The organism is Sphingomonas beigongshangi (assembly GCF_016820445.1).
GTDB classification, from domain to species: domain Bacteria; phylum Pseudomonadota; class Alphaproteobacteria; order Sphingomonadales; family Sphingomonadaceae; genus Sphingomonas; species Sphingomonas beigongshangi.
The window spans coordinates 345,864-369,414 of sequence record NZ_JADHDT010000001.1; the positions used below are offsets into that span (position 1 = coordinate 345,864).

The 23,551-nt window shown below is 69.1% G+C and carries 18 protein-coding genes; 10 read left to right on the top strand and 8 right to left on the bottom strand.

The genetic code is table 11. From position 1 onward, the window contains the following. Positions 1-13 precede the first annotated feature (13 nt). Complete coding sequence (gene hemA, locus IQ292_RS01705) at positions 14-1,255, bottom strand: 5-aminolevulinate synthase (protein ID WP_203308573.1); 1,242 nt, start codon at positions 1,253-1,255, stop codon at positions 14-16. A gap of 122 nt (positions 1,256-1,377) precedes the next feature. Next, on the bottom strand, positions 1,378-2,169 hold the full coding sequence (gene murI, locus IQ292_RS01710) for a glutamate racemase (RefSeq protein WP_203308574.1): 792 nt from the start codon (positions 2,167-2,169) through the stop codon (positions 1,378-1,380). A 128-nt stretch (positions 2,170-2,297) separates the two neighbouring features. Between murI and plsY the strand changes: the two genes are divergently transcribed. Further along, complete coding sequence (gene plsY / locus IQ292_RS01715) at positions 2,298-2,933, top strand: glycerol-3-phosphate 1-O-acyltransferase PlsY (protein WP_374758630.1); 636 nt, start codon at positions 2,298-2,300, stop codon at positions 2,931-2,933. Between the two features lie 3 nt (positions 2,934-2,936). Continuing rightward, on the top strand, positions 2,937-4,010 hold the full coding sequence (gene dprA / locus IQ292_RS01720) for a DNA-processing protein DprA (RefSeq protein ID WP_203308575.1): 1,074 nt from the start codon (positions 2,937-2,939) through the stop codon (positions 4,008-4,010). Between the two features lie 293 nt (positions 4,011-4,303). Here the strand turns inward: dprA and IQ292_RS01725 are convergent, their stop codons facing one another. Next, a complete protein-coding gene (locus tag IQ292_RS01725) occupies positions 4,304-5,542 on the bottom strand; it encodes a chymotrypsin family serine protease (RefSeq protein WP_338057565.1) in 1,239 nt (412 codons plus the stop codon). A gap of 157 nt (positions 5,543-5,699) precedes the next feature. Between IQ292_RS01725 and IQ292_RS01730 the strand changes: the two genes are divergently transcribed. From IQ292_RS01730 to treY, 6 genes are all read left to right on the top strand, one after another. Beyond that, on the top strand, positions 5,700-6,254 hold the full coding sequence (locus IQ292_RS01730; RefSeq protein ID WP_203308576.1) for a DNA-3-methyladenine glycosylase: 555 nt from the start codon (positions 5,700-5,702) through the stop codon (positions 6,252-6,254). A 155-nt stretch (positions 6,255-6,409) separates the two neighbouring features. Continuing rightward, positions 6,410-6,658, top strand: coding sequence for a hypothetical protein (locus IQ292_RS01735; RefSeq protein WP_203308577.1), 249 nt, complete (start codon positions 6,410-6,412; stop codon positions 6,656-6,658). A 103-nt stretch (positions 6,659-6,761) separates the two neighbouring features. Continuing rightward, positions 6,762-8,864 (top strand): glycogen debranching protein GlgX, encoded by a 2,103-nt coding sequence (glgX, locus tag IQ292_RS01740; protein ID WP_238940716.1) that lies wholly within the window; start codon positions 6,762-6,764, stop codon positions 8,862-8,864. Between the two features lie 32 nt (positions 8,865-8,896). Beyond that, positions 8,897-10,552, top strand: coding sequence for a malto-oligosyltrehalose trehalohydrolase (gene treZ, locus IQ292_RS01745; RefSeq protein ID WP_338057566.1), 1,656 nt, complete (start codon positions 8,897-8,899; stop codon positions 10,550-10,552). A 16-nt stretch (positions 10,553-10,568) separates the two neighbouring features. Further along, positions 10,569-12,479: a 4-alpha-glucanotransferase gene (gene malQ, locus IQ292_RS01750; RefSeq protein ID WP_203308579.1), complete on the top strand. Its 1,911-nt coding sequence runs from the start codon at positions 10,569-10,571 to the stop codon at positions 12,477-12,479. Next, the gene (treY, locus tag IQ292_RS01755) at positions 12,476-14,806 is read left to right on the top strand and encodes a malto-oligosyltrehalose synthase (protein WP_203308580.1); all 2,331 of its coding nucleotides are present in this window, start codon (positions 12,476-12,478) and stop codon (positions 14,804-14,806) included. The genes malQ and treY overlap by 4 nt, the downstream gene beginning before the upstream one ends. A 20-nt stretch (positions 14,807-14,826) precedes the next feature. Here treY and pncB read toward each other — a convergent pair whose 3' ends face one another. After that, complete coding sequence (gene pncB / locus IQ292_RS01760) at positions 14,827-16,131, bottom strand: nicotinate phosphoribosyltransferase (protein WP_203308581.1); 1,305 nt, start codon at positions 16,129-16,131, stop codon at positions 14,827-14,829. Between the two features lie 49 nt (positions 16,132-16,180). On the opposite strand from pncB, the gene IQ292_RS01765 reads away from it, so the two are divergent. Further along, complete coding sequence (locus tag IQ292_RS01765; RefSeq protein ID WP_203308582.1) at positions 16,181-17,668, top strand: deoxyribodipyrimidine photo-lyase; 1,488 nt, start codon at positions 16,181-16,183, stop codon at positions 17,666-17,668. Between the two features lie 36 nt (positions 17,669-17,704). On the opposite strand, the gene IQ292_RS01770 is transcribed toward IQ292_RS01765, so the two are convergent. From IQ292_RS01770 to IQ292_RS01780, 3 genes are read right to left on the bottom strand one after another with little or no spacing between them, the layout of a single operon-like run. Then, positions 17,705-18,952, bottom strand: a complete 1,248-nt coding sequence (locus IQ292_RS01770; RefSeq protein ID WP_203308583.1) for an adenosylmethionine--8-amino-7-oxononanoate transaminase — start codon at positions 18,950-18,952, stop codon at positions 17,705-17,707. Beyond that, entirely contained in the window at positions 18,949-19,572 is a 624-nt protein-coding gene (bioD, locus tag IQ292_RS01775; RefSeq protein WP_203308584.1) for a dethiobiotin synthase, read from the bottom strand. Before bioD ends, IQ292_RS01770 begins: the two co-directional genes overlap by 4 nt. Beyond that, positions 19,569-20,693, bottom strand: a complete 1,125-nt coding sequence (locus IQ292_RS01780; RefSeq protein ID WP_203308585.1) for an 8-amino-7-oxononanoate synthase — start codon at positions 20,691-20,693, stop codon at positions 19,569-19,571. The genes bioD and IQ292_RS01780 overlap by 4 nt, the downstream gene beginning before the upstream one ends. An 89-nt stretch (positions 20,694-20,782) precedes the next feature. On the opposite strand from IQ292_RS01780, the gene IQ292_RS01785 reads away from it, so the two are divergent. Beyond that, complete coding sequence (locus IQ292_RS01785; protein WP_203308586.1) at positions 20,783-21,685, top strand: SGNH/GDSL hydrolase family protein; 903 nt, start codon at positions 20,783-20,785, stop codon at positions 21,683-21,685. A gap of 172 nt (positions 21,686-21,857) precedes the next feature. Here IQ292_RS01785 and IQ292_RS01790 read toward each other — a convergent pair whose 3' ends face one another. Continuing rightward, a complete protein-coding gene (locus tag IQ292_RS01790; protein WP_203308587.1) occupies positions 21,858-23,513 on the bottom strand; it encodes a PAS domain-containing sensor histidine kinase in 1,656 nt (551 codons plus the stop codon). Between the last annotated feature and the right edge of the window lie 38 nt (positions 23,514-23,551).

The following is a 23,551-nucleotide window of genomic DNA, read 5'->3' on the forward strand; positions in this document are numbered from 1 at the left end:
CCGCACCGGCGGCTTACGCCGCCTTGCGCAGGTCGAGCCGGCCCCAGATCTCCACCAGCGCATCGGTCAGTTCCCGCATCATCGCCTCGTCATGGCTCGGCCCGGGCGTGAAGCGCAGGCGCTCGGTACCGCGCGGCACGGTGGGATAGTTGATGGGCTGAACGTAGACGCCATATTCGGCCAGCAGGATGTCGCTGATCGTCTTTGCCTTCACCGGATCGCCGACCAGCACCGGGACGATATGCGTCTCGCCCAGCATCACCGGCAGACCGGCGTCGCGCAGCATCGCCTTCAGCGTCGCCGCCGCCACCTGCTGTCCCTCGCGCTCGACGCTCGAGGCCTTCAGGTGGCGGACGCTGGCGAGCACGCCGGCGACCAGCACCGGCGAAAGCGATGTCGTGAAGATGAACCCCGGCGCATAGGAGCGGATGACGTCGACGATCGTGCGGTCCGCGGCGATATAGCCGCCCATCACGCCGAACGCCTTGCCCAGCGTCCCCTCGATGATCGTCAGCCGCTGGGCGACGCCGTCGCGTTCGGAAATGCCGCCGCCGCGCGCGCCGTACATGCCGACCGCATGGACCTCGTCGAGGTAGGTCAGCGCATTGTATTTGTCGGCAAGGTCGCAGATCGCCGCGATCGGCGCGACGTCCGCCTCCATCGAATAGACGCTTTCGAACGCGATCAGCTTCGGCACCGACGGGTCCTCGGCGGCGAGCAGCTCCTCGAGATGCGCGAGATCGTTGTGGCGGAAGATGCGCTTTTCGCAGCCGGCGTTGCGGATGCCCGCGATCATCGAGGCATGGTTGAGCTCGTCGGAGAAAATGACGCAGCCGGGCAGGATCTTCGCCATGGTCGACAGCGTCGCCTCGTTCGAGACATAGCCGCTGGTGAACAGTAGCGCGGCTTCCTTGCCGTGCAGATCGGCGAGTTCCGCCTCAAGGTCGACGTGATAATGGGTGTTGCCGCCGATGTTGCGCGTACCGCCGGATCCCGCGCCGACATCGTGCAGCGCCTCCTCCATCGCGGCGATCACCTTGGGGTGCTGGCCCATCGCGAGATAGTCGTTCGAGCACCACACCGTGATCGGCTTGGGTCCGTTATGGCCCGCGAAACAGCGCGCATTGGGAAACATGCCCTTGTTGCGCAGGATGTCGATGAAGACGCGGTACCGCCCTTCGGCATGCAGTCGGTCGATCGCCTGGGTGAAGACACGGGAATAATCCACGCGTGCCTCTGTCACGTCGCTGTCCATGGGGAGCCCATGTAGACCGCCGGACAGGGGCTTGCCAGCGGAGAATGACGCTCAGGGTGATCGATCCCTTGGGCATTTTGTCCCAGGTCGGCCGCCGCTCCCCTTCCTTGCAGCAGGCGATGCTAAAGGGCTTCGGCGGTATCGAAGCCCTGCGCCGCGAGGCCGGCGGCGATGGCACGCTCCCGCGCGCCGAGATGCGTGAAGACGAGGCGGTGAGGCGCGGGCCCCTGGGGCCAGTCCTGTCCTTCGGTCAGCGCGGCGATCCGGCGGGCGATGCCGGGGCCGCCGTCGACGAACCGCACGGTCGGCGCCGCGGCTGCGAGTTCCTGCGCGAGCAGCGGGAAATGCGTGCAGGCATTGACGACGACGTCGATCTCCGCGCCGCCCGGTTGCCCCGTCAGGCCGGCAAGTTCCGCCGCGACCGCCTCCGCCGGCACCGGCTCGCCGCCAAGCTTCGCCTCCGCCAGCGCGACCAGCCGCGCCGACCCGTGCCGCAATACGCGGCAATCGGCGGCGAAGCGGGCCGCGAGGTCGTCGACATAGGGCTGCCGCACCGTGGCCTCCGTGCCGAGGACGCCGATCGTGCGCGTCACGCTCATCGCCGCAGCTGGCTTGATCGCGGGCACCGTGCCCACAACGGGAAGGTCCAGCGCGGCGCGCACCGCCGGCAGCGCGATCGTCGACGCGGTGTTGCACGCGATCACCACCAGCCGCGGGCGATAGCGTTCGACGAGGCGGCCGAGCAGCGCGGGCACGCGGGCCGCGATCTCCCCCTCGCTCTTGATGCCGTAGGGGAAGCCCGCCGAATCCGCGGCATAGACGATCGGCGCGCGCGGTAGCAGCGCCCGCGTCGGCCCGACGACGGAAAGGCCGCCGACACCGGAATCGAAAAACAGGATAGGCCGCGCGTCCATGGCCTTGCGCCATAGGTCGGCCCCGCGCCGCTCGTCCAGCCGTGCCGGCAACGAAGCCCACCGTCCGCCGCCGGACGGAAGCGCACGTTCACCGATCGATATTGTGGCCAAGGACGCCGTACGCCGCTATGAGGCATCGACGGAAAGGGGGCCGTTTGCAGACCGAAATTCTCTGGATCGCGCCGACCTGCGCACTGCTGCTCGGCTATCTGCTGGGCTCGATCCCGTTCGGAGTCATTCTGACGCGGATGGGCGGTGCCGGTGACCTGCGCCAGATCGGGTCCGGCAATATCGGCGCGACCAACGTCCTGCGCACCGGGCGCAAGGGCCTGGCCGCGGCGACCTTGCTGCTCGACCTGCTCAAGGGGGCGGCGGCAGTCTGGCTGGTCGCCTGGCTGTTTCCCGGCGACGAGATGATCGCCGCGGCTGCCGCGTTCATCGGCCATTGCTACCCCGTCTGGCTGCGCTTTCGCGGCGGCAAGGGTGTCGCCACGCTGATGGGCATCGTCCTCGCGCTGCACTGGCCGATGGGACTCGTCTATGCGGCGGTCTGGCTGGGGCTTCTGGCCGGCATCCGCATTTCGTCGGTCGCGGGCATGGCCGCTGCGGTGAGCGCGCCGGTGAGCGGTGCGGCATTCGGCCGCTTCGACCTCGTCATGCTGCTGCTGGGCCTCGCGGCGATCGTCCTGTGGAAGCACCGCGAGAACATCGAGCGGCTCGCGGCGGGCGATGAGCCGCGCATCGGCGGCGCAAAGGATCGCTAGCGCGTGGAGGACGGCGCCGCCCGCCTCCGCCTGATCCGTACGCCGGGCGTCGGACCCGTTACCTACCGCCAGCTGCTGGCCCGCTTCGGCAGCGCCGGCGCGGCGATCGAGGCGCTGCCGACGCTCGCGCGACGCGGTGGCGGCAGGCCACCCGCGGTGCCGGACGAGCGTGCCGCCCTGCGCGAGATCGCCGCCGTCGACGCGCTGGGCGCCCGTCATGTCTTCCTCGACGCGCCCGACTATCCGCCGCTCCTCGCCGCCATCGACACGGCGCCGCCGGCGGTGATCGTCCGCGGCGACCTGGCACTCGCCAACGCCGCGCCCTGCGTCGCCCTGGTCGGCGCGCGCAACGCCTCGGCCGCCGCCTGTCGCTTCGCGCGCGGGCTGGCGCACGATCTCGCGGAGGCCGGCGTCGTGGTCGTCTCGGGCCTCGCGCGCGGGATCGACACGGCCGCCCATGCGGGCGCATTGCCGCGCACGATCGGCGTGATCGCCAGCGGGATCGACATCGCCTTCCCGCCGGAGAATGCCGCCTTGCAGGAACAGGTCGCCTGTGTCGGCCTGATCGTCGCCGAACAGCCGCCCGGCACGCAGCCGCTGGCACGGCATTTCCCGTCCCGCAACCGCATCATCGCGGGTCTGGCGAGCGGGACGGTCGTAGTCGAGGCCGCGCCCCGCTCCGGCTCGCTCATCACCGCCCGTCTGGCGACCGAGGCGGGGCGCGAGGTGATGGCCGTGCCCGGCAGCCCCCTCGATCCGCGCGCGCAGGGTTGCAACTTGCTGATCCGCGAGGGCGCGACGCTGATCCAGAACGCTGCGGACGTGCTGGAACAGATACGTCCGATCGATCCGCGCGGCGTGCGTGCGCCTGCGACGCCGTTCGGCATGGCGCCCGCCCGCGACGCGTCCGACCGGGACCGCGGCGCCGTGGTAGGGCTGCTGGGCCCGGTTCCGGTGACGATCGACGAGCTGGTCCGCCAGAGCGGCCTGGCGCCGGCCGTGGTGCTGACCGTCCTGCTCGAACTGGAGATGGCGGGGCGGCTGGAACGTCACGCCGGCGGGCGCGTGAGCCTGTGACGCAATGGCGGCTCCCGTGCGCATCCTTCCATCCGCATGAGAGACGCGATCGACTTCCACGCGGGCAGCGCAGGCCGTAGGGGGGTGCCATCATCGCGCCCTCGACCACGGCGGGCGCATCGAAAGGGACAGGGAGACCATGGAAAACCGGCCGATCGTCCGACGCGTGATCGTGGTCGCGCTCGTCTGCCTCTTCGTCGCCATGGCGGGCGTGCTGTTTCTCGGCGTGGCCCTGCTGCGGACCTGAGCGCCAGCGACACGGCGCGCGCGATCCGCCGTACCGCCGCGCATGATCAGGGCGCCGGCGGATCGCCCCCTTCCGCCACCGGAACGGCGTCCGCGGTCAGCAGGTGCCACCCCTCGGGCAGGTAATCCGTGGACATGTAGAAATAGAAGGCGCAGCTGCCGTTCGACCGGTAGCTGCCGCCCTTCAGGATGCCATAAGCGGTGGTGCCCAGGAACACCGGGCTGCCGCTGTCGCCGCCCTTGCAGGTCGGCCCCGCCACGGTTGTCCAGGTCGGCAGGCAGGCGCCGCCGCACAGGTCGCCCGCCGGGGCGAAGTCGGTCAGTTCCACCTCGGCACAGCTGTAGCCCGTCCGCTCGCCGCGGTGACAGACGACGTCGCCGGCCCGCATCCCCGCGCGCGGGCGGGCCCCTGTGACGGGGCGGCTGACGGTTCGCGCGCTGTCGGCGAAGAAGACGGGCGCGAGCGCCGTCGGGCTGGCGTTGATCTGCACGTCCTGATTGCCCCAGCCCCATTGCCCGACGAACGGCAGCTCGGTCTCGACGCCGTCCGCGTCGCGCGTGCTGAGCGCATCGGGGCAATGGGCGGCCGTGGCGAGGCCGGTACGCTGACCGTCGCTGACCACGAAGCCCGCCGTGCACATATAGAGATGCGGGTCGCCCGGCACGGTGCCGACGACCCGCGCGCCGCCCGCGATCGTCCCGCCCATGTCGAGCGCAGGCGTGTCGACGACGCGCAGCCGCACCGGCACATGCGTCATCGCCGCCAGTCGGTCGCGAAGGGCAGCCGCGCCTTCGCGCGCGACGTCGCGCGTCGACACGACCGCGACGACCTCGCCCGATCGGGGGTCGACGCCGAGGCCCGGTGGCGCCAGCAGGCTGGCGCGGATCGCCGCCTGGTAGGTGGCGATCGCCTGGACGAGCTCGACGTGCCGCGCCCGCGCACCGGTGGCGAAGACGACGGGGACAGCCTCTTCGTCTACGAGCACGGTCTCATCGGGCACCGGTTCGTCGCCGGTAAGGAGCACGACGATGCCGAACTGCGGCTGATGGCGGATCGCGATGCCCGCGAGCCGGCCGGCAAAGCGCGTCGCGAGGGCGTCGCTCGCGGCGACGCTGTCCTCCTGCAATCGCAGCTGGTGCGCCGCGACGTCGGCCGGAATGCCGAGGTGATTGGCGATCGTCGCCCCATCCTGCGCGAGCGCCGCCTGGCGCGCCGCCGCCATCGGCGCCGCGGCGGGGGTATAATCCTGCGCCGCTGCCGGAACGCCTCCGAGCAACGCCGCCACCGCGCCGATTCTGACCCAAAATGCCCACCCCACGATAGGAAGATTACATGTGCCGACGTGTCTCGCAACTGAACATTGCGGCGCCACCGGCCTGGGCGGGCCGGCGTCCGCGACGCCGGACTGGCATTCGGCCGCCGCAGCGTGCAGCGAAGGGCGGATGGAAACCTTATCCCCCGCCTTCTTCGATCGCGACGTCGAAACCGTCGCGCGCGCGCTGGTCGGCGTGACGTTGCTGGTCGACGGCACGGGCGGTCCGATCGTCGAGACCGAAGCCTATGCCCCGGACGATCCGGCCGCGCACAGCTTCCGCGGACCGACGCCGCGCAACGCGGCGATGTTCGGCCCGCCGGGCCATGCCTATGTCTATCGCAGCTATGGGCTGCACTGGTGTCTGAACGTCGTCTGTCGGCCGGGCAGCGCGGTGCTGATCCGTGCGATCGAACCGCTGGAGGGGGTGGCGCGCATGGTGCAACGCCGCGGTCTTTCCGACCTGCGGCTGCTGTGCGCCGGCCCGGGGCGACTGTGCCAGGCGCTGGGCGTCGACAAATCGCTGGACGGTGCGCCGCTGCACCGGCCGCCCTTTGCCCTGATCGACGCCGGTGCAGCGCCGCCTCTCCTTGCCGGTCCGCGCATCGGCATCAGCGTCGGCGTCGACACGCCCTGGCGATTCTGTGCGGCAGGCTCCCGCTACCTCAGCAAGCCACCGCGCTAGAATTCCGCAATCTCGGCGGCCGGCGCCATGGATTGGCAGATCGCGCCAGGCCGCCTCGCGGCAACCGGCTGATCTTCCTCGAGAAGGTGTTTGGCATGCATAATGCACTAACACACGTGCAGCCGCTTCGGCTGCGTTGTTCGAGGAGATCGCTCATGCTCGTCACCGTCGCAGCCATGCTCTTGTCCGTCGCCGGCCCTATCGACACCGCCGCTTCCAAGTCTCCCGTCGCGACACCCGCGCCGGCGATCGCCGCATCTGCGGACAAGGGCGCGAAACCGCGCGCCTACAATCCGCGCGTCTGTGTCGTCGATACCGTCACCGGATCGCGGGTCCCCATGCGGGAATGCCGCCTGCTCGGCCAATGGCGTACGCTGGGGATCGACCCGCTGCCCGGACGGTGATCGCAGACCGGCGCCGGCACCGGGTCGTCGGGCGCGCAACCATGGCGGACCTTTCCATGCTGCATCTGCGTTGCGCGCAGGTCAGATCAAGGGGGACACCATCTTGCACAGCCTGCCCGACCGGCTCGATGCCGGCTCGCCCTACCCGCTCGGCGCGACGTTCGACGGCCTGGGCGTGAATTTCGCGGTCTTTTCCGCCAACGCCGACCGGATCGACCTGTGCCTGTTCGATCCTTCGGGGAAACGCGAGATCGGGCGCATCGCGCTGCCCGAATGTACCGACGAGGTGTTCCACGGCTACCTGCCGGATGCGGAGCCTGGCCTGCTCTACGGCTATCGCGCACACGGCCGCTACGCGCCGGAGGAAGGGCATCGGTTCAACCCGAACAAGCTGCTGCTCGACCCCTATGCGCGCAAGCTGGCCGGGCAGATCAAATGGACCGATGCCTTGCACGGGTACAAGGTCGGCCACGCCAGGGAGGATTTGTCCTTCGACAAGCGCGACAGCGCACCGGCGATGCCGAAGGCGGTGGTCGTCGACGATCACTGGGACTGGTCGCGCGACAGGCGCCCCAACACGCCTTGGTCCGAAACCGTCATCTACGAGGCGCACGTCAAGGGCCTCACCAAGCTGATGGAACTCGTGCCGGCGCGCGAGCGGGGCACCTATGCCGCGCTCGGCCATCCGGCCGTGATCGCGCACCTGAAGCGGATCGGCGTCACCGCGCTCGAACTGCTGCCGATCCATGCCTTCACGCAGGACCGGTTCCTGCAGGAAAAGGGGCTGAAGAACTACTGGGGCTATAACACGCTCGGCTTCTTCGCCCCCGAACAGGCCTATATGGCCTCCGACCATCAGGACGAACTCCGGCGCGCGGTGCACCGGCTGCACAAGGCGGGGATCGAGGTGATCCTGGACGTCGTCTACAACCACACGTGCGAGGGATCGGAAAAGGGGCCGACGCTGTCGTGGCGCGGGCTCGACAACGCCAGCTACTATCGCCTCGTCAAGGATCAGCCGCGCTATTCGATCAACGACACCGGCACCGGCAATACGCTGAACCTGTCGAAGGCGCGCGTCATCCAGATGGTGGCGGATTCGCTCCGCTACTGGGCGACCAGCTTCGGCATCGACGGCTTTCGGTTCGACCTCGGCCTGACGCTCGGCCGCGAGGACGACGGCTTCGATCCCGGCGCAGCCTTCTTCGACGTGCTGCGGCAGGACCCGGTGCTCGGCCGTCTGAAGCTGATGGGCGAGCCCTGGGACGTGGGGCCGGGCGGCTACCAGCTTGGCAACTTCCCGCCCGGCTTCGCCGAATGGAACGACAAGTATCGCGACACGGTCCGTCGTTTCTGGCGCGGCGACGCGGGCCAGCGCGGCGAACTGGCCGCGCGTCTGGCCGGCTCCGGCGATCTGTTCGACCGGCGCGCGCGCCGGCCGTGGGCGAGCATCAACCTGATCTCCGCCCACGACGGCTTCACGCTCGCCGACACGGTGATGTACGAGGAACGCCACAACGAGGCCAACAAGGAAGACAATCGCGACGGCCATTCGGAGAATTACGCGCGCAACTGGGGGGCGGAAGGGCCGACCGACGATGCCGCGATCAACGACGCGCGCGGCCGCGTGATGCGATCGATGCTGACGACGCTGCTTGCTTCGCTCGGCACGCCGATGCTGGTCGCGGGCGATGAATTCGGCCGGACGCAGCAGGGCAACAACAACGCCTATTGCCAGGACAATGCGATCAGTTGGCTCGACTGGAACGCCGCCGCCTCGGAAGACGGACAGCGCCAGATCGACTATGTCGCGCGCCTCGCCGACCTGCGCCGCCGCTACCCCGTCCTGCGCGCCGCGACGTTCCTCTACGGGCAGGATTCGCCCGGCCAGGGCATCAACGACATCGAATGGTGGGACGAGCGCGGCCAGCAGCTGAGCGCGGCGGATTGGGACAATCCGGAAGGGCGCGCCCTGATGATGCGCCGCGCGACGCGCAACGAGGCGGGCGAACTCGAGGCGGTGTCGCTGCTGCTCAACGCCTCGAGCGAGCCGATCACCTTCCACCTGCCGCCGCCCCACACCGCGCGCATCGTGCTGATCGACAGCGCGAAGCCCGATCAGGGCGAGACGCGCATCGATGACAGCTACGAGGTCGCGCCGCAGGGTGCGGTGCTGCTGACCTGGACGGGAGAGCTCGAGGCATGACCTGGGGTGCGCATCCGCTTGAAGGAGGTCGGGTGCGCTTCCGGCTCTGGGCACCCGATCGCGACGCGGTGACGCTGGAGATTGACGGCGCCGATCCGGTGGCGATGACCGCGGCCGAGGACGGCTGGTTCGTCGCGGAGGCATTCGCGCCCGCGGGGAGCCGCTATCGCTTTCGCCTCGACGCCGAGACGGCGGTGCCCGACCCCGCGTCGCGCCTGCAGGCGGACGGCGTCCACGGCTGGAGCGTCGTCGTCGATCCGGGCTTCGCATGGCAGCAGGCCGACTGGCGCGGGCGGCCCTGGGAAGAGACGGTCGTGCTGGAGGTGCATGCGGGAACGCTCGGCGGCTTCGCCGGCGTCGCCGACCATCTGGCGGACTGGGCGGCGCTCGGCATCACCGCGATCGAACTGATGCCGGTCAACGCCTTCGGGGGACGGCGCAACTGGGGCTATGACGGCGTGCTGCCCTATGCCGTCGCCGAAAGCTATGGCACCCCCGACGACCTTCGCGCACTGGTCGACGCCGCGCATGGCCACGGCCTGTCGGTCTTCCTCGACGTGGTCTACAATCATTTCGGGCCGGACGGAAACTACCTCAACGCTTATGCCAAGGGGTTCTTCCATCCGGAGGTGCATACGCCCTGGGGCGGCGCGGTGGCGGTCGACCAGCCGGCGGTGCATCGCTACTTCGTCGACAATGCGCTGATGTGGCTGACCGACTATCGCATCGACGGGCTTCGCTTCGACGCCGTCCATGCGATCGCCGACGACGCCTTCCTCGATGCCATGGCGCGGGAGATCCGTGCCGCGCTGCCCGACCGGCACGTCCATCTCGTGCTGGAGAACGAGCGCAACGATGCGGCGCGCCTGACGTCCGCGACCTTCGACGCGCAATGGAACGACGATTTCCACAACGTCCTCCACGTGCTGCTGACCGGAGAGACCAGCGCCTATTATGGCGACTTCGGGGACCGGCCGGCGGAGCGGCTGGCGCGCTGTCTGGCGGAAGGATTCGTCTATCAGGGCGAGGGATCGGGCAATCACGACGGCAGGCCGCGCGGCACGCCGAGCGCACATCTGCCGCCGACCCGCTTCGTCTCCTTCCTCCAGAACCACGACCAGGTCGGCAACCGCGCGTTCGGCGAACGGCTGACCGTGCTGGCCGATGCCGATCGTCTGCGCGCCGCGACCGCGCTTTTGCTGCTCTGCCCGCAGATTCCCCTACTCTTCATGGGCGATCCCGAAGGCAGCAAGACGCCGTTTCTCTTTTTCACCGATTTCCACGACGCGCTCGCCGATGCGGTGCGCGAGGGACGCCGCAAGGAATTCGCCAAGTTCGACGCTTTCGCGGATGCCGAGGCCCGTGCGCGCATCCCCGATCCCAATGCGCTGTCGACGTTCGAGGCGAGCCGGCCACGGCCGGGACCGGACGCCGAGTGCTGGACAGCGCTGTACCGTGACCTTCTCGCCCTGCGCGCAAACCAGGTCGCGCCATACCTCGACGGCGCGACGGCCCTCGGCGCGGTCGCCACGGGAGAGGCGGCGGTGACCGCACGCTGGCGATTGAACGACGGCAGCGTGCTGACGATCGCGATCGATCTCGGTGATACCCCGGCTTCGCTGCCCGCGGGTGGCGGAGCGCTGCTCCACGCCGACGGCGATCGTTTCGCCGCGTGGATCGCGCGGTGACGACGGGGATCGCGGCATGACCGACCTTGCTGCCCGCGCCGCCGCCGTCGGGCTGAATCGCGTCTGGCAAGATGCCGACGGCCGGCAGCATGTCGTCGCCGATGCGGTGCTGGACGCCATCCTGGCGACGCTCGATACAGAGACAGGCGAGCGCACCTTCGTCAGCGCGGATGTCGGCGCGCCGATCGTGCTGCCGGATACGCCGGATGGCGCCGCGGAGCTCGAACTGGAAGACGGCACGCGCCGCGTACTGCAGCTGACCGCCGGCCGGCTGGAGCCGATCGCCGCACCTGGCTATCACCGGCTGTCGATCGACGGTCGCGGCATCGACATCGCAATCGCCCCGCCGCGGTGCATCTCGCTGCCCCCGGGCCGCTTCTGGGGCCCGGCGGTGCAGATACCCGCGCTGCGCGACGCGCGCGGGACGGACTTCGGCGATCTCGGCACGCTCGCCGATGCGGCGCGCGCCTTCGCCGCCGCCGGTGCGGATGCGCTGGCGATCAGCCCGACCCACGCGCTGTTCCCCGCCGATGCCTCGCGGTTCAGCCCCTATGCGCCATCCTCGCGCCTCTTCCATCATGCCTTGCTGGCCGATCCGACGCTGGCGGGCGTCTCTCCGGAAGCCGGGACGTCCCCGGCGCTGATCGACTGGACTCATGCCCTGCCCTCGCGGCTTGCGCTTTTGCGTCAGGCGTTCGACGCCGCTATGCCCGACGTGCGCCAGCAAATCGCGGGCCTGCGCAGGGAACGGCCTGCGCTCGAGGCGCAGGCTCGCTTCGATGCGCTGCACGCCCATTTCTTCGCACGCGGCGGCGCCCGAGGCTGGCAGGACTGGCCCACCCCCTATCACGATCCCGCCGGCCCCTCCGTCGCCCGCTTCGCGGCCGAGCATGACGCGGACGTCGCCTTCTACGCCTTCCTGCAATGGCTGGCAGAGGACAGCCTTGCCGCCGCGCAAGGCGCCGCGCGCGATGCCGGCATGCGAATCGGCCTGATTGCCGATCTCGCCGTCGGCATGGACGCAGGTGGCGCCCAGGCGTGGAGCAGGCGCGACGACGTCCTGACCGGTCTGTCGATCGGCGCGCCGCCCGACCCGCTCGGGCCGCAAGGGCAGAATTGGGGGATCACCGCTTTGTCGCCCTTCGCGATGCGGCGGACGGGGTTCGACGCCTTCATCCGCACCGTGCGCGCGACCCTGTGTCACGCGGGAGGCATCCGTATCGATCACGCGCTCGGCCTGAAGCGCCTGTGGGTGATCCCGGACGGCGGCAACGCGGCCGACGGCGCCTATCTATCAATGCCGTTCGACGATCTGCTGCACATCCTCGCGATCGAATCGCATCGCGCCGGCGCGGTGGTGATCGGCGAGGACCTCGGCACCGTGCCGCCGGGCTTCCGCGATACGATGAAAGCGCGCAATATCCACGGCATGCGCGTCCTGCCGTTCGAGCGCGACGACACGGGCGGGTTCACCGATCCCGCCGGATGGGACCGCTGCGCCGTGGCGATGACGGGCACGCATGACACGGCGACGCTCGCGGGCTGGTGGGCGGGGCGTGACATCACTTGGGCGCACAAGCTGAAGCGCAGTGACGGCGACGAGGGGGCGGAACGCGTCCGCCGTATCGGCGAGCGCAAGAAGCTGTGGATCGCGGCGACCGAGGCAGGCGTGGCGAGCGGGCCGATGCCCAACGATCCCGCCCCGGCGGTCGATGCCGCGCTCGCGCTGACCGCCACCGCCGCCTGTCCCCTGGTGATCGTGCCGGCAGAGGATCTGATCGGGCTTGAAGAGCAACCGAATCTGCCCGGGACGACCGACGAACATCCCAACTGGCGCCGCCGCCTTCCCGATACGACGGCGGCGCTGCTCGCCCGGCCGGAGGTTGCGCGACGTACCGCCCTGCTTGCCGAAAGCCGATCCGCATGACGCCGCGCGCCACCTATCGCTTCCAGTTTCACAAGAATTTCGGCTTCGCCGACGCGGAGGCGCTGCTTCCCTATCTCGACGCGTTCGGGATCAGCCATGTTTATGCGTCCCCCGTGACCGTGGCGGCGGCGGGATCGATGCACGGCTATGACGTCGTCGATCCAACGCGGATCAATCCCGAACTGGGTGGCGAGTCGGCGTTCCGGGCGCTCGCCGCGGCGGCGAAGGCGCGCGGAATGGGCATCGTCATCGACATCGTGCCCAATCACATGGGGGTCGCCGGCGGCGGCAACGCGTGGTGGAACGATGTGCTGGCCAAGGGGCAGGCGAGCGAGCATGCCCGCGTCTTCGACATCGATTGGACGCGCGATCCCGACGGCAAGCTGGTCCTGCCCGTGCTCGGCGCACCGCTGTCCGAGGTTCTTGCCGCAGGCGACCTGGCGATCGAGCGTGACGCCGATCGGTGGACGCTGGTCGCCTATGGCGAGCACCGCTTCCCCATCCGCGATCAGGATCAGGCGAAGGCCGACACCCTGCCGCTCGCCGCGCTGGTCGATCGCCAGCATTATCGGCTCGCAAGCTGGCGCGTCGCGAACGACGAACTCAACTGGCGGCGGTTCTTCACGGTCAACGATCTCGCCGGCGTGCGGATCGAGGATCCGGCGGTGTTCGAGGCGACCCACGCGCTCTATTTCCGGCTGTACGATGAAGGACTGATCGACGGCGTGCGCGTCGACCATGTCGACGGGCTGACCGATCCGATCGGCTATTGCCGCAAGCTGCGCGAGCGGCTCGGGCCGGGCGCCTGGATCGTCGTCGAGAAGATCCTGGGGACGGCGGAGACTCAGCCGGTCGGCTGGGGCGTCGACGGCACGAGCGGCTATGATTTCATGGAACAGGTGAGCACGCTGATCCACGATCCGGCGGGATCGGAGCCGCTCGCCGGCATGTGGGACGCCATCAGTCGCCGCGGCGAATTTTTCGAGGTCGAGGAATTCGAAGCGCGGCAAGACCTTCTGTCCTGGCAGTTTGCCGGCCAGTTTGACGCCTGCGTCGCCGCCTTTGCCGCGCTCGCGGCATCGTCACCACAGGGCGACGGCATCACGCGCGCGATGTTGCGTCGCGCGATCGAACGGCTGCTCTGGGTCTTTCCCGTCTATCGCACCTATGGCACCGGCACTGCCGCTCCCACCTCCGACGCCCGCATCCGCGCGCTCGTGCGCGAGAAGGTCGCCGCCCTCATCCCGCCCGGGGAGGACGCGGTGACGGACATGGTCCTTGCGTGGCTGGCGGGCGAAGGGCCCGGCGATATGGCGCTGGCGGCGGATGCGGTGCGTCGTTTCCAGCAATTGTCCGCACCGATCGCGGCCAAGGCGGTCGAGGATACCGCCTTCTACCGCCATGGCCGGTTGATCAGCCGCAACGACGTCGGTGCGGACGCGGAGACGCTCGGCATTTCCGTCGCGGCGTTTCACGACGCCATGGCGGAGCGCGCGCGCGACGTACCGCATGCGATGCTCACTACGGCGACGCACGACCACAAGCGCGGCGAGGACGTGCGCGCCCGGCTCGCGGTGCTGAGCAACCGGCCGGACGACTGGCGCGTGCGGGTCGAGCGCTGGATGCGGCTGTACGAGGCGCGCGGAGTCGCTCCCGACGACCGCTACATGCTGCTGCAGACGTTGGTCGGCGCCTGGCCGGCAGACGGCGCGCGGCATGACCTCGCCGATCGCGTCAAGGCGTGGCAGCAGAAGGCGTTACGGGAAGGAAAGCTGCGGTCCTCCTGGGAAGCGCCGGACGAGGCCTATGAAGCGGAGGCTGCGGGTCTGGTCGACGACCTGCTCGGCGATGCCGCCTTCGTCCGCGACCTGGCCGACTATGTCGCCACGCTAGCTCCCGCGGCGGAGGCGAATTCCCTGGTCCAGACGCTGCTGCGCTATACCGTGCCCGGCGTCCCGGATCTCTATCAGGGGACCGAACTTGACGACCTGAGCCTTGTCGACCCCGACAACCGGCGACCGGTGGATTATGCGCTGCGACAGCGGCTGATCGCGGACGGCATGCGGGCGAAGATGCGGCTGATCGCCGATCTGCTGGCGCTGCGGCGCGCGGAGCCGGCCCTGTTCGCGGACGGCGACTACCGGCCCGTGGCGGTCAGCGGTAGCGACAGGATCGTCGCGTTCGAGCGATCCGCGGCGGGCAAGACGCTCAAGGTCGCCGCGCTGATCCGGGGAATCGACGTGCCGGCGGCGACCGTCCGCTTCGGCGACGGCCCTGTTCCGGCAGCGACGCTGTTCGCCGCGGGGCCGGTGTGGTTCACGCTATAGGCTAAACCTGCGGCGGTTGCTCACACGCTGACCGTCGCCGCCTCACGCCCGGCGTTCCCGAAAATCCTCAAATAGCGGGCGATCTCGGCCGGATCGCCGGTCGCCTTCGCCGGATTGTCGGAAAGCTTCACCGCGGGATGACCGTCCGCGCTGACGACCTTTGCGACGAGGGAGATCGGCTCCAGCCCCGGCAGCCCGTCGGGATCGCAGCCGCGAAAATCGTTGGTCAGGTTGGTTCCCCAGCCGAAGCTCATCCGCACCCGACCATGGAAATGGCGATAGACGCGCTCGATACTGTCGACGTCCATCCCGTCGGAAAAGATCAGCAGCTTGGTGCGGGGATCCTGGCCATGGTCCTGCCACCAGCGGATGATGCGCTCGCCCGCCTCGATCGGCGGCGCGCTGTCCGGGCGGAACCCGGTCCATTCCGCAACCCAGGCAGGCGCATTCCGCAGGAATGCCTCGGTGCCGAAGGCATCGGGCAGCACGACCAGCAGGTTTCCCGCATAATGCGCCTGCCATTCCTGCAGCACGCGATAGGGCGCCGCCGCGATCCCGGCGTCGTCCGGCGCGAGGGCGGCGAGCACCATCGGCAGCTCGTGCGCATTGGTGCCGATCGCTTCCAGGTCGTTGTCCATCGCCAGCAGCACGTTGGACGTGCCGACCATCCGCTCTCCCAGGCCCTCCTTCAACGCCTCGACGCACCAGCGCTGCCACAGGAATCCGTGCCGCCGCCGCGTGCCGAAATCGGAGAGGACGAGGTCGGGAAGGTCGCGCAGCCGCTCCACCTTGTCCCACAGCTTCGCCTTGGCGCGGGCGTACAGCACGTCGAGCGCGAACCGCCCCTTGTCGCGCAGCGCCGCCCGCGCGCGCAATTCGTTGACGATGGCGAGCGCGGGTATCTCCCACATCGTGGTATGCGTCCACGGCCCCGCGAAGGTCAGTTCGAACTGGCCGTCGACCACGTGCAGTTCGTAGGGCGGCAGCCGGAAATCGGCCAGCCAGGCCAGGAAATCCGCCGAAAACATCTGCGAGCGCCCGTAGAAGCTGTTACCCGCCAGCCAGATCAGCTCCTTTTTCGAAAAACGCAGTGTCCTTACATGATCCAGCTGCGCGCGCAGGTCGGCCTCGTCGATCACCGCTGCCAGCCGCACTGACGTCGTCCGGTTGATCAGCCGGAAGGTCGCCTGGGTCTCGCCGTGCAGATGCCGGATCATCTGCAGCATCAGCAATTTGTAGAAATCCGTGTCGAGCAGGCTGCGAACGATCGGGTCGAGCCGCCAGTTGTGATCCCAGGTGCGCGTGGCGATATCGGTGACGGCCATAGCCGCCGGCTTGCCTGACACCATCGGAAGCGGCAAGCGTTAGGGGGCGATGACCGATACCCTTCCCCCGGCGCTGGCAGACTGGCGCGAGGCGCCGCGCGTGCGTGCGATGAACGGCTGCGAACCCCCGGCCAAGGCGGACTACGTCCTGTGCTGGCTGCAACAGGCCTTGCGCGCGCACGACAATCCGGTGATCGACGCGGCCGTGCGGCTGGGCAATGCGCTGGGCCTGCCGGTGCTGGTCTATCACGGCCTGCGCGAGGATTATCCCTACGCCTCCGACCGGCTGCACCGCTTCATCCTCGGTGCGTCGCGCGATTTGGGCAAAGGGTGCCGAGAGCGCGGCCTTGCCTGCGTCCATTTCGTCGACCGCGAAGACAAGCGCGAGAAGGGCCTCGTCTATCGCCTTGCCCAGCAGGCCGCGGCGGTGGTGCTGGAGGATCAGCCGGCCTTCGTCGCGCAATGGCAGGCCGAACGGGTGGCTGGCAGGGTCGAGCGGCCCGTCTATGCGGTGAATGCCGCCTGCACGGTGCCGCCCTCGGCGCTCGACCAGGATATTCGCGCGACCAGCGCCTTCCGTCGCCGGCACGAAGCGATCCGCGAGGACTGGTACGACAGCCACGACGAGGAGCCGGAGCGCCCCCCCTATGACGGCCCCCTGCCTTATGCGCCGGACGACGTCGCGGGCATGGACGATGCCCAGATCGACGCTTTGGTCGCCGGCCTCGCGATCGACCACGATCTGCCGCCGGTCGCGCGTTTCCCGGCGACGCGCGAGGCGGTGACCGAGCGGCTGCAGCGGCTGGCAGAAGACGTGCTGCCCCGCTACGCCGAGGCACGCGGCGATGCCTCGCGCGATGACGGCGCCAGCGAACTGTCGCCCTATCTTCATTTCGGGATGGTCGGCCCGCGCGAGATCGTCGCGGCGGTACGAGGGGCGGACGTGTCGGCGGAAAAGCGCGGCAAGTATCTGGACGAGTTGCTCACCTGGCGCGAATGGTTCCACTACAAGGCGCGGCGCATGCGCGTTCCCGAAAGCTTTGCGCGCCTGCCCGACTGGGCACGACGGGAACTCGGGGAACACGCCGGGGACGAACGACCGCATCGTGAGACGCTGCATGCGCTCGTTCATGGTGAGACCGAGAACGAGAGCTGGAACGCCGCCCAGAAGCAATTCCTGCTCGATGGCTGGATGCACAACAACCTGCGCATGTTCTGGGCGAAATGGCTGATCCAGATGACCCCGAGCCCGGAAGAAGGCTGGGCGACCGCCTGTTATCTCAACGACCGATTCAGCCTCGATGGCCGCGATCCGTCGACCTATGGCAACATCGCCTGGGCCTTCGGCGATTCAGCGCCAGGCTATGGCCGACGACCGATCTATGGGCTGGTCGCCTATCGGACCGACGCTTCGATCCGCAAGCAGAAGAACGGCCCTGCGTGGCTGGCGGAACAGGCCGCCCGCCCCGCCATCAAGGTCCACGTACCGCGCAAGCCGCCGAAGGACCCGTATCTCAGCGAGAAGATACCGATCTGAGCGATCAAGCCGCGCCGGCAGCCAGACGCTCGGATCTTATAACCCCGCCGCCTCACCGATTGCCGCATAGACCTCATCGAGGTCGCCGTCGTCGATGCAATAGGGCGGCATCACGTAGACGGTCGTACCGAGCGGCCTCAGCAGCAGGTCGCGCTCGCGGAAGAAGGCGAGCAGGCGTGGCGATCGATCCGAAAGATAGCCGACTTCGCCCCCCGGCAGGTCGACGGCCGCGATCGTGCCGATTTGCCGCGCGTTCGCCACGCCGGGAACGTTCGCAAGTGCGGACAGGCGCACGCGCTGCCGCTCGACCAGGGTCTTGATCCGCCCCATCACCGGCTCCTCGCGCCAGATCGCAAGGTTCGCCGCCGCCGCCGCGCACGCGATCGGGTTGGCGGTGTAGCTGGACGAGTGGAAGAACATCCGCGCGCGGTCGGCGGCATAGTGCGCCTGATAGATGGGTTCGCTCGCCATCGTCACCGCGAGCGGCACCGCGCCGCCGGTCAGCCCCTTCGACAGGCACAGGATATCGGGGACGACACCCGCCTGCTCGCAAGCCAACAGCGTACCCGTGCGTCCCCACCCGGTCATCACCTCGTCCGCGATGAACAGCACGCCCGCGTCGGCGCACATCCGTCGCATCGTGGCGAGCACGTGCGGCGGGTAGGTCAGCATGCCGCCCGCGCCGACGATCAACGGCTCAATGATCAGCGCCGCGGGATCGTCCGCCAGCGCCGCCGCCAGCGCGTCGAGCGTTACCTGCTCCGCGCCCTCCGCAGGAAAGGGGATGGTCGCAACGTCGAACAGCAGGGGCTCGTAGGCGCGATTGAACGCGCCCCGCGCGCCGATCGACATCGCGCCGATCGTATCGCCGTGATAGCCATGTTCGAGGACGAGGATACGGTGGCGCGGCGTGCCGCGATGCAGCCAGTATCCGAGCGCCATCTTGAGCGCGACCTCGACCGCGGTGGACCCTGAATCGGAGAAGAAGACGCGCGTCAGCGCCGGCGGCATGATCGCGCGCAGCCCCTCGGCCACGTCGAGCGCCGGCTGATGCGTCCACCCGGCGAAGATGATCTGGTCGAGCCGCGCCGCCTGGTCCGCGATGGCGGCGGCGATGCGCGGATGCGCGTGACCGTGCGTCGTCACCCACCAGGAGGAGATCGCATCGACGATACGACGGCCATCCGCCGTGTACAGCGCGGCGCCCGAGGCATGGGTGACCAAGGGGATCGGCTCGCCCAGGCCGTGCTGGGTGAACGGATGCCAGATCGGCGAGTCGCTCATCGGAACGCCGCCAGATCGAAGTTGGCGGCAAAGGCGTCGGCGAGCGCTTCGGGCGTCAGCGGGTCCAGTAGCGGCAGGCGGCCGAGGCGGCGGACGCCCCCGATGCGCGCGATCGTCGCCTCGCTGTCCTCGACGGCGTCGCCGACGAAGGCGATGCCCAGTATCGGCACCCCGCGCGAGCGGAGCGCCTCGATCGACAGCAGGCTGTGGTTGATCGTGCCGAGCGAAGTGCGCGCGACAAGCACGACGGGTGCCTGCCAGCGCGCGAAAAGGTCCGCGAAGAGGAGGCCGTCGGTCACCGGCACCAGCACGCCGCCAGCTCCCTCCACCACCAGACTGCCGTCCAGGGCCGGCAAGACCAGTCGCGCCGCGTCGATCGTCACGCCGTCGATCGCCGCGGCGCGGTGCGGCGAACAGGGCGTGCGCAGGCGATATGCCTCCGGCAGGATCGCCCCCTCAGGCAGGCGGGCAAGACGGCGGACCCGCTCACGGTCGGTCCCGTCATCATCGCCTGCCTGGACGGGCTTCCAATACCGCGCGCCGATCGCGGCAGCGAGCGCAGCGGCGAAGACGGTCTTGCCGACGTCGGTGTCGGTGCCGGTGACGACGATCGGGTTCATGCCATCTCCAGTTCCGCGGCAAGTGTCCGCGTCAGTTCGTCGATCGCGTTCGCGTCGACGTTGAGGGTGATCGACAGGCGCAGCCGCGCTGTCCCAGGCGCGACCGTCGGCGGCCGGATCGCCCGCACGTCGAACCCCGCCGCCTGCAATGCCGCCGCGCGCGAGACCGCGAGTCCATCCGCACCCAGGATGACGGGGATGATCTGCGTGCCCGTCGTCGCCGCGCCTATGCCGGCCAGGCGGACACCCGCATGGTCGACGAGTGCGGCAAGGGCTGCCTGTCGCTGCGGTTCGTCGACAAGGATGCGCAACGCTTCGCGGACCGCCGCGGCGATCAGCGGCGATGGCGCGGTCGAAAAGACGAAGCCGCGACCGCGGTTGATCAGGAAGTCGCGCAGGTGCGCGGGCAGGCACAACAGCCCCCCCTCCACGCCCAGCGCCTTGCCGCAGGTATGCAGGGTCACGACGTCCTTACGGCCATGGAGATGGTGGGCGAGGCCGCGCCCCTGCGGGCCGAAGACGCCCGTCGCATGCGCCTCGTCGATCAGCAGCATCGCCTCGTGCCGCCGGGCGATCTCCGCCAGATCGTCGAGTGGCGCGATATCGCCGTCCATCGAATAAAGGCTTTCCACCGCGATCCAGGGCGTGCCGGTGCCTCCCTCGAGCCGCCAGCGGCGTACCGCCGTCTCCATCGCATCGGCGTCATTGTGGGCCACGGCGATATGCGGCGCGCGGCCCAGACGCATGCCGTCATGCGCGCTGGCGTGGATGCGGGCATCGTGGACGACGAGGTCCTGCGGCTGCGGCAAGGTCGCGAACAGGGCCTGATTGGCGGCGAAGCCTGTCGCGAAGAACATGGCGGACTCGCTGCCGAAATGCCGCGCCGCCTCCGCTTCCAGCGCCTCATGCTCCGGATCGTTGCCGCGCAGCAGCCGCGACCCGCCAGAGCCGACCGCGACGCCGCGCGCCAGCGCATCCGCCACCGCCGCGCGCAGACGCGGCGCATCGGCAAGGCCGAGATAATCGTTCGACGCGAAGTCGTGTCCCATCCGCGGCCGCAGCGACCGGAAGCGGTCGGCTGCGCGAAGCTTGGCCAGATCGTCATGATGAAACTGCGGCATTGTCGTCGCGGCTGATAGCGCGCGATTGCGGGTGCGTCATGTCCCTACACCGGTTGTGGCGGCGCCGCCTTGTCTGGCAAGAGGCATGGATGATCCGCCTGCTTCCCGCGCTGCTCCTCGCCCTGATACCGTCCGCTGTGCAAGCTCGCACAAGTCAGCGCGTCTCGCCACCGCCGACCGCGCCGACCCAGCGCTCGATCCTGTTCATCGGCAATAGCTTCACGCAGGGCGCGCATTCGGCGGTGCGCAATTGGCATGCGGATCGGGTCGTCGATCTCACCGGCCAACGCTATGGCGGCGTCCCGGCGCTGTTCAAGGAGTTCACCGAAGAAGCGGGGCTGCGCTACGCGGTCAGCCTGGAGACGCAGGGCGGGCGCAGTCTTGCGTTCCACTATGACGAGCGACGGCAATTGTTCGACCGCGCATGGGATGTCGTCGTGCTGCAGGAATATAGCACGCTCGACGCGGAGCGACCTGGCGATTCCGGCAGATATCTGTCGGCCGTGGAACGGCTGACCCGGCTGTTCCGGGCGCGCAATCCCGGCGCCCGGATCGAGCTTACCGCGACATGGAGCCGAGCGGACCAGACCTACCGCCCCGGCGGCCATTGGTACGGGCGGGGCATCGCGGCCATGGCCGACGACCTCGCCGCGGCCGCCGAACGCGCGCGGCGCGCGAGCGGCGCGACGGGCGTCATCAGCGTGGGCCAAGCCTGGACCCGCGCGATGGCGCAGCATGTCGCCGATCCGGATCCGTATGACGGCATCACCTTCGGCCAGGTCAATCTATGGTCCTACGACCAATATCATGCCAGCATCGCCGGCTATTACCTGGAAGCGCTCATGGTGTTCGGCAGGGTCACAGGCCTCGATCCGCGCATGCTCGGCGCGAACGAACGCGCCGCCGACGAACTGGGCCTGTCGCCCGACCTTGCGCTTTCGCTGCAACGCGTCGCGGCAGAGCAACTCGCCGCGGTTCGTGGGCGCGGCTGATACGGCGCGGACGAGCGAACGCCTTTGTGTGCGATCCAGCAAAGCCGGATCGGCGCGGTACCGGCCCTTACCCCACCCGGCCGCCCATCCGGGATATGCTGAGCGGGCGACCGGGTGGGGGTGATTGCCGGTACCGCTTCCATGCATGCGGATCTAGTTCTAGCGACCCGCCTCAGCCGATCTGCTGCCCCCGCAACGTCGCGCGTAGCGCGCTCGACAACTGCTCGGCGGAATAGGGCTTGTTCAGCAACGGGAAGCCATGCTCGGCATCGTCGACCAGTACATGGCTGTATCCCGATGCGAGGATCACCGGCAGATGGGGCAAACGCGCGCGGATGGTATGCGCCAGCTCGACGCCGCCCATCCCGGGCATCACCACATCGGAAAAGACGATGTCGAACCCGCCGCCGTCGCGCCCCAGCTTGGCGAGCGCCGCATCGGCGTTGGTCACCCAATGGGGGTGATAGCCGAGGTCCTCCAGGATCTGCGACGCGAAACCACCGACCTCGACGTTGTCCTCCACGACCAGCACGTGGCTGCCGTGACCGCGCGGAGCGACCGTCACGTTCACGCTTTTTGCCCCCTGCGCAGGTTCGGACACTTGCGGCAGGTATAAGGTGAAGGTGCTGCCCTGCCCCGGCGTGCTCTCGACCTCGACGTCGCCGCCGGACTGTTTGGCGAAGCCGAACACCTGGCTGAGGCCGAGCCCGGTCCCCTTCCCAACGCCCTTGGTGGTGAAGAAGGGCTCGAAGATCGCGGCCAGATGCTGGGGCGCGATCCCCTCGCCATGGTCGACGACGCTGACCGCGACGAACGGGCCCGGCGATCCGGCATGGCCGCGGATCGCGGGAAGCGTGCGATGCGCGGTCACGCGCAGCGTGATCGTGCCGGTTCCGTCCATCGCATCGCGGGCGTTCACCGCCATGTTGACGAGCGCCGTCTCGAACTGGCTGAGGTCCGCATCGATGAAGCACGGCTGCTCGGGCAGTTGCAGCGCAATATCCACCCGTGCGCCGGTCAGCGTATCGAGCATGTCGACCACCTCGGAAAGCTTGCAGCAGACGTCGAACGTTTCGGGCTTCAGCGTCTGACGCCGGGCAAAGGCGAGCAATTGCCGCGTCAGGCGGGCTGCGCGATCGACGGTATCGGATACCGCATCGAGATACCGGCGGCGGCGGTCGTCGGGCAGGTCAGGACGGCGAAGCAGGTCGACCGACGATCGAATGATGGTCAGCAGATTATTGAAGTCGTGGGCGACGCCGCCGGTCAGCTGCCCGACCGCCTCCATCTTCTGCGACTGACGCATCGCCTCTTCGACCTGCTCGCGTTCTGCGATCGCGGCGGCCACGCGCTGCTCGAGCATGGTGTTGAGTGCCAGCCTTTCCTCCTCGGCCTGCTTGCGCTCGGTGATGTCGAGCGAAGACCCGACCAGACCGATCACCTCGCCCGCGGCATCGAACAGCGGCGCCTTGGTGGACAGCCAGACGGCGCGCGTGCCGTCGGGCAGGCTCACCTCCTCCTCGATCTGCTCGGCCTCCTGCGTCTCCATGATGCGACGGTCGTTCGCCATCACCCGCAGCGCCTGATCGCGATCGCGCAGCACCTCCAGGTCGGTGCGGCCGATATAGTCTTCGGGCGGCAGGCCGATCAGCGCCGTCGTGCCGGCATTGCCCAGGATCAGCCGACCCTGGCGATCCTTGGCGAAGACGACCCCGGGCACGGCCTCGATGATCGAGGCGGCGAGCGCAAGCTGCGCGCGCGCGGCATCCGTGGACGCTCCAGCGTCGGCGCCGTGCCCCCACGGCTGACCCGATCGATCGTCTCCCATGCGGTCAGCATACGGTAATCCGGCGCGCGCACAACAGG

Coding starts and splice junctions, on each gene's coding strand:
- hemA (WP_203308573.1), bottom strand. CDS start 1,255: ATGGACAGCGACGTGACAGAGGCACGCGTGGATTATTCCCGTGTCTTC.
- murI (WP_203308574.1), bottom strand. CDS start 2,169: ATGGACGCGCGGCCTATCCTGTTTTTCGATTCCGGTGTCGGCGGCCTT.
- plsY (WP_374758630.1), top strand. CDS start 2,298: ATGAGGCATCGACGGAAAGGGGGCCGTTTGCAGACCGAAATTCTCTGG.
- IQ292_RS01730 (WP_203308576.1), top strand. CDS start 5,700: ATGGAAACCTTATCCCCCGCCTTCTTCGATCGCGACGTCGAAACCGTC.
- IQ292_RS01735 (WP_203308577.1), top strand. CDS start 6,410: ATGCTCGTCACCGTCGCAGCCATGCTCTTGTCCGTCGCCGGCCCTATC.
- malQ (WP_203308579.1), top strand. CDS start 10,569: ATGACCGACCTTGCTGCCCGCGCCGCCGCCGTCGGGCTGAATCGCGTC.
- treY (WP_203308580.1), top strand. CDS start 12,476: ATGACGCCGCGCGCCACCTATCGCTTCCAGTTTCACAAGAATTTCGGC.
- pncB (WP_203308581.1), bottom strand. CDS start 16,131: ATGGCCGTCACCGATATCGCCACGCGCACCTGGGATCACAACTGGCGG.
- IQ292_RS01765 (WP_203308582.1), top strand. CDS start 16,181: ATGACCGATACCCTTCCCCCGGCGCTGGCAGACTGGCGCGAGGCGCCG.
- IQ292_RS01770 (WP_203308583.1), bottom strand. CDS start 18,952: ATGAGCGACTCGCCGATCTGGCATCCGTTCACCCAGCACGGCCTGGGC.
- bioD (WP_203308584.1), bottom strand. CDS start 19,572: ATGAACCCGATCGTCGTCACCGGCACCGACACCGACGTCGGCAAGACC.
- IQ292_RS01780 (WP_203308585.1), bottom strand. CDS start 20,693: ATGCCGCAGTTTCATCATGACGATCTGGCCAAGCTTCGCGCAGCCGAC.
- IQ292_RS01785 (WP_203308586.1), top strand. CDS start 20,783: ATGATCCGCCTGCTTCCCGCGCTGCTCCTCGCCCTGATACCGTCCGCT.
- IQ292_RS01790 (WP_203308587.1), bottom strand. CDS start 23,513: ATGGGAGACGATCGATCGGGTCAGCCGTGGGGGCACGGCGCCGACGCT.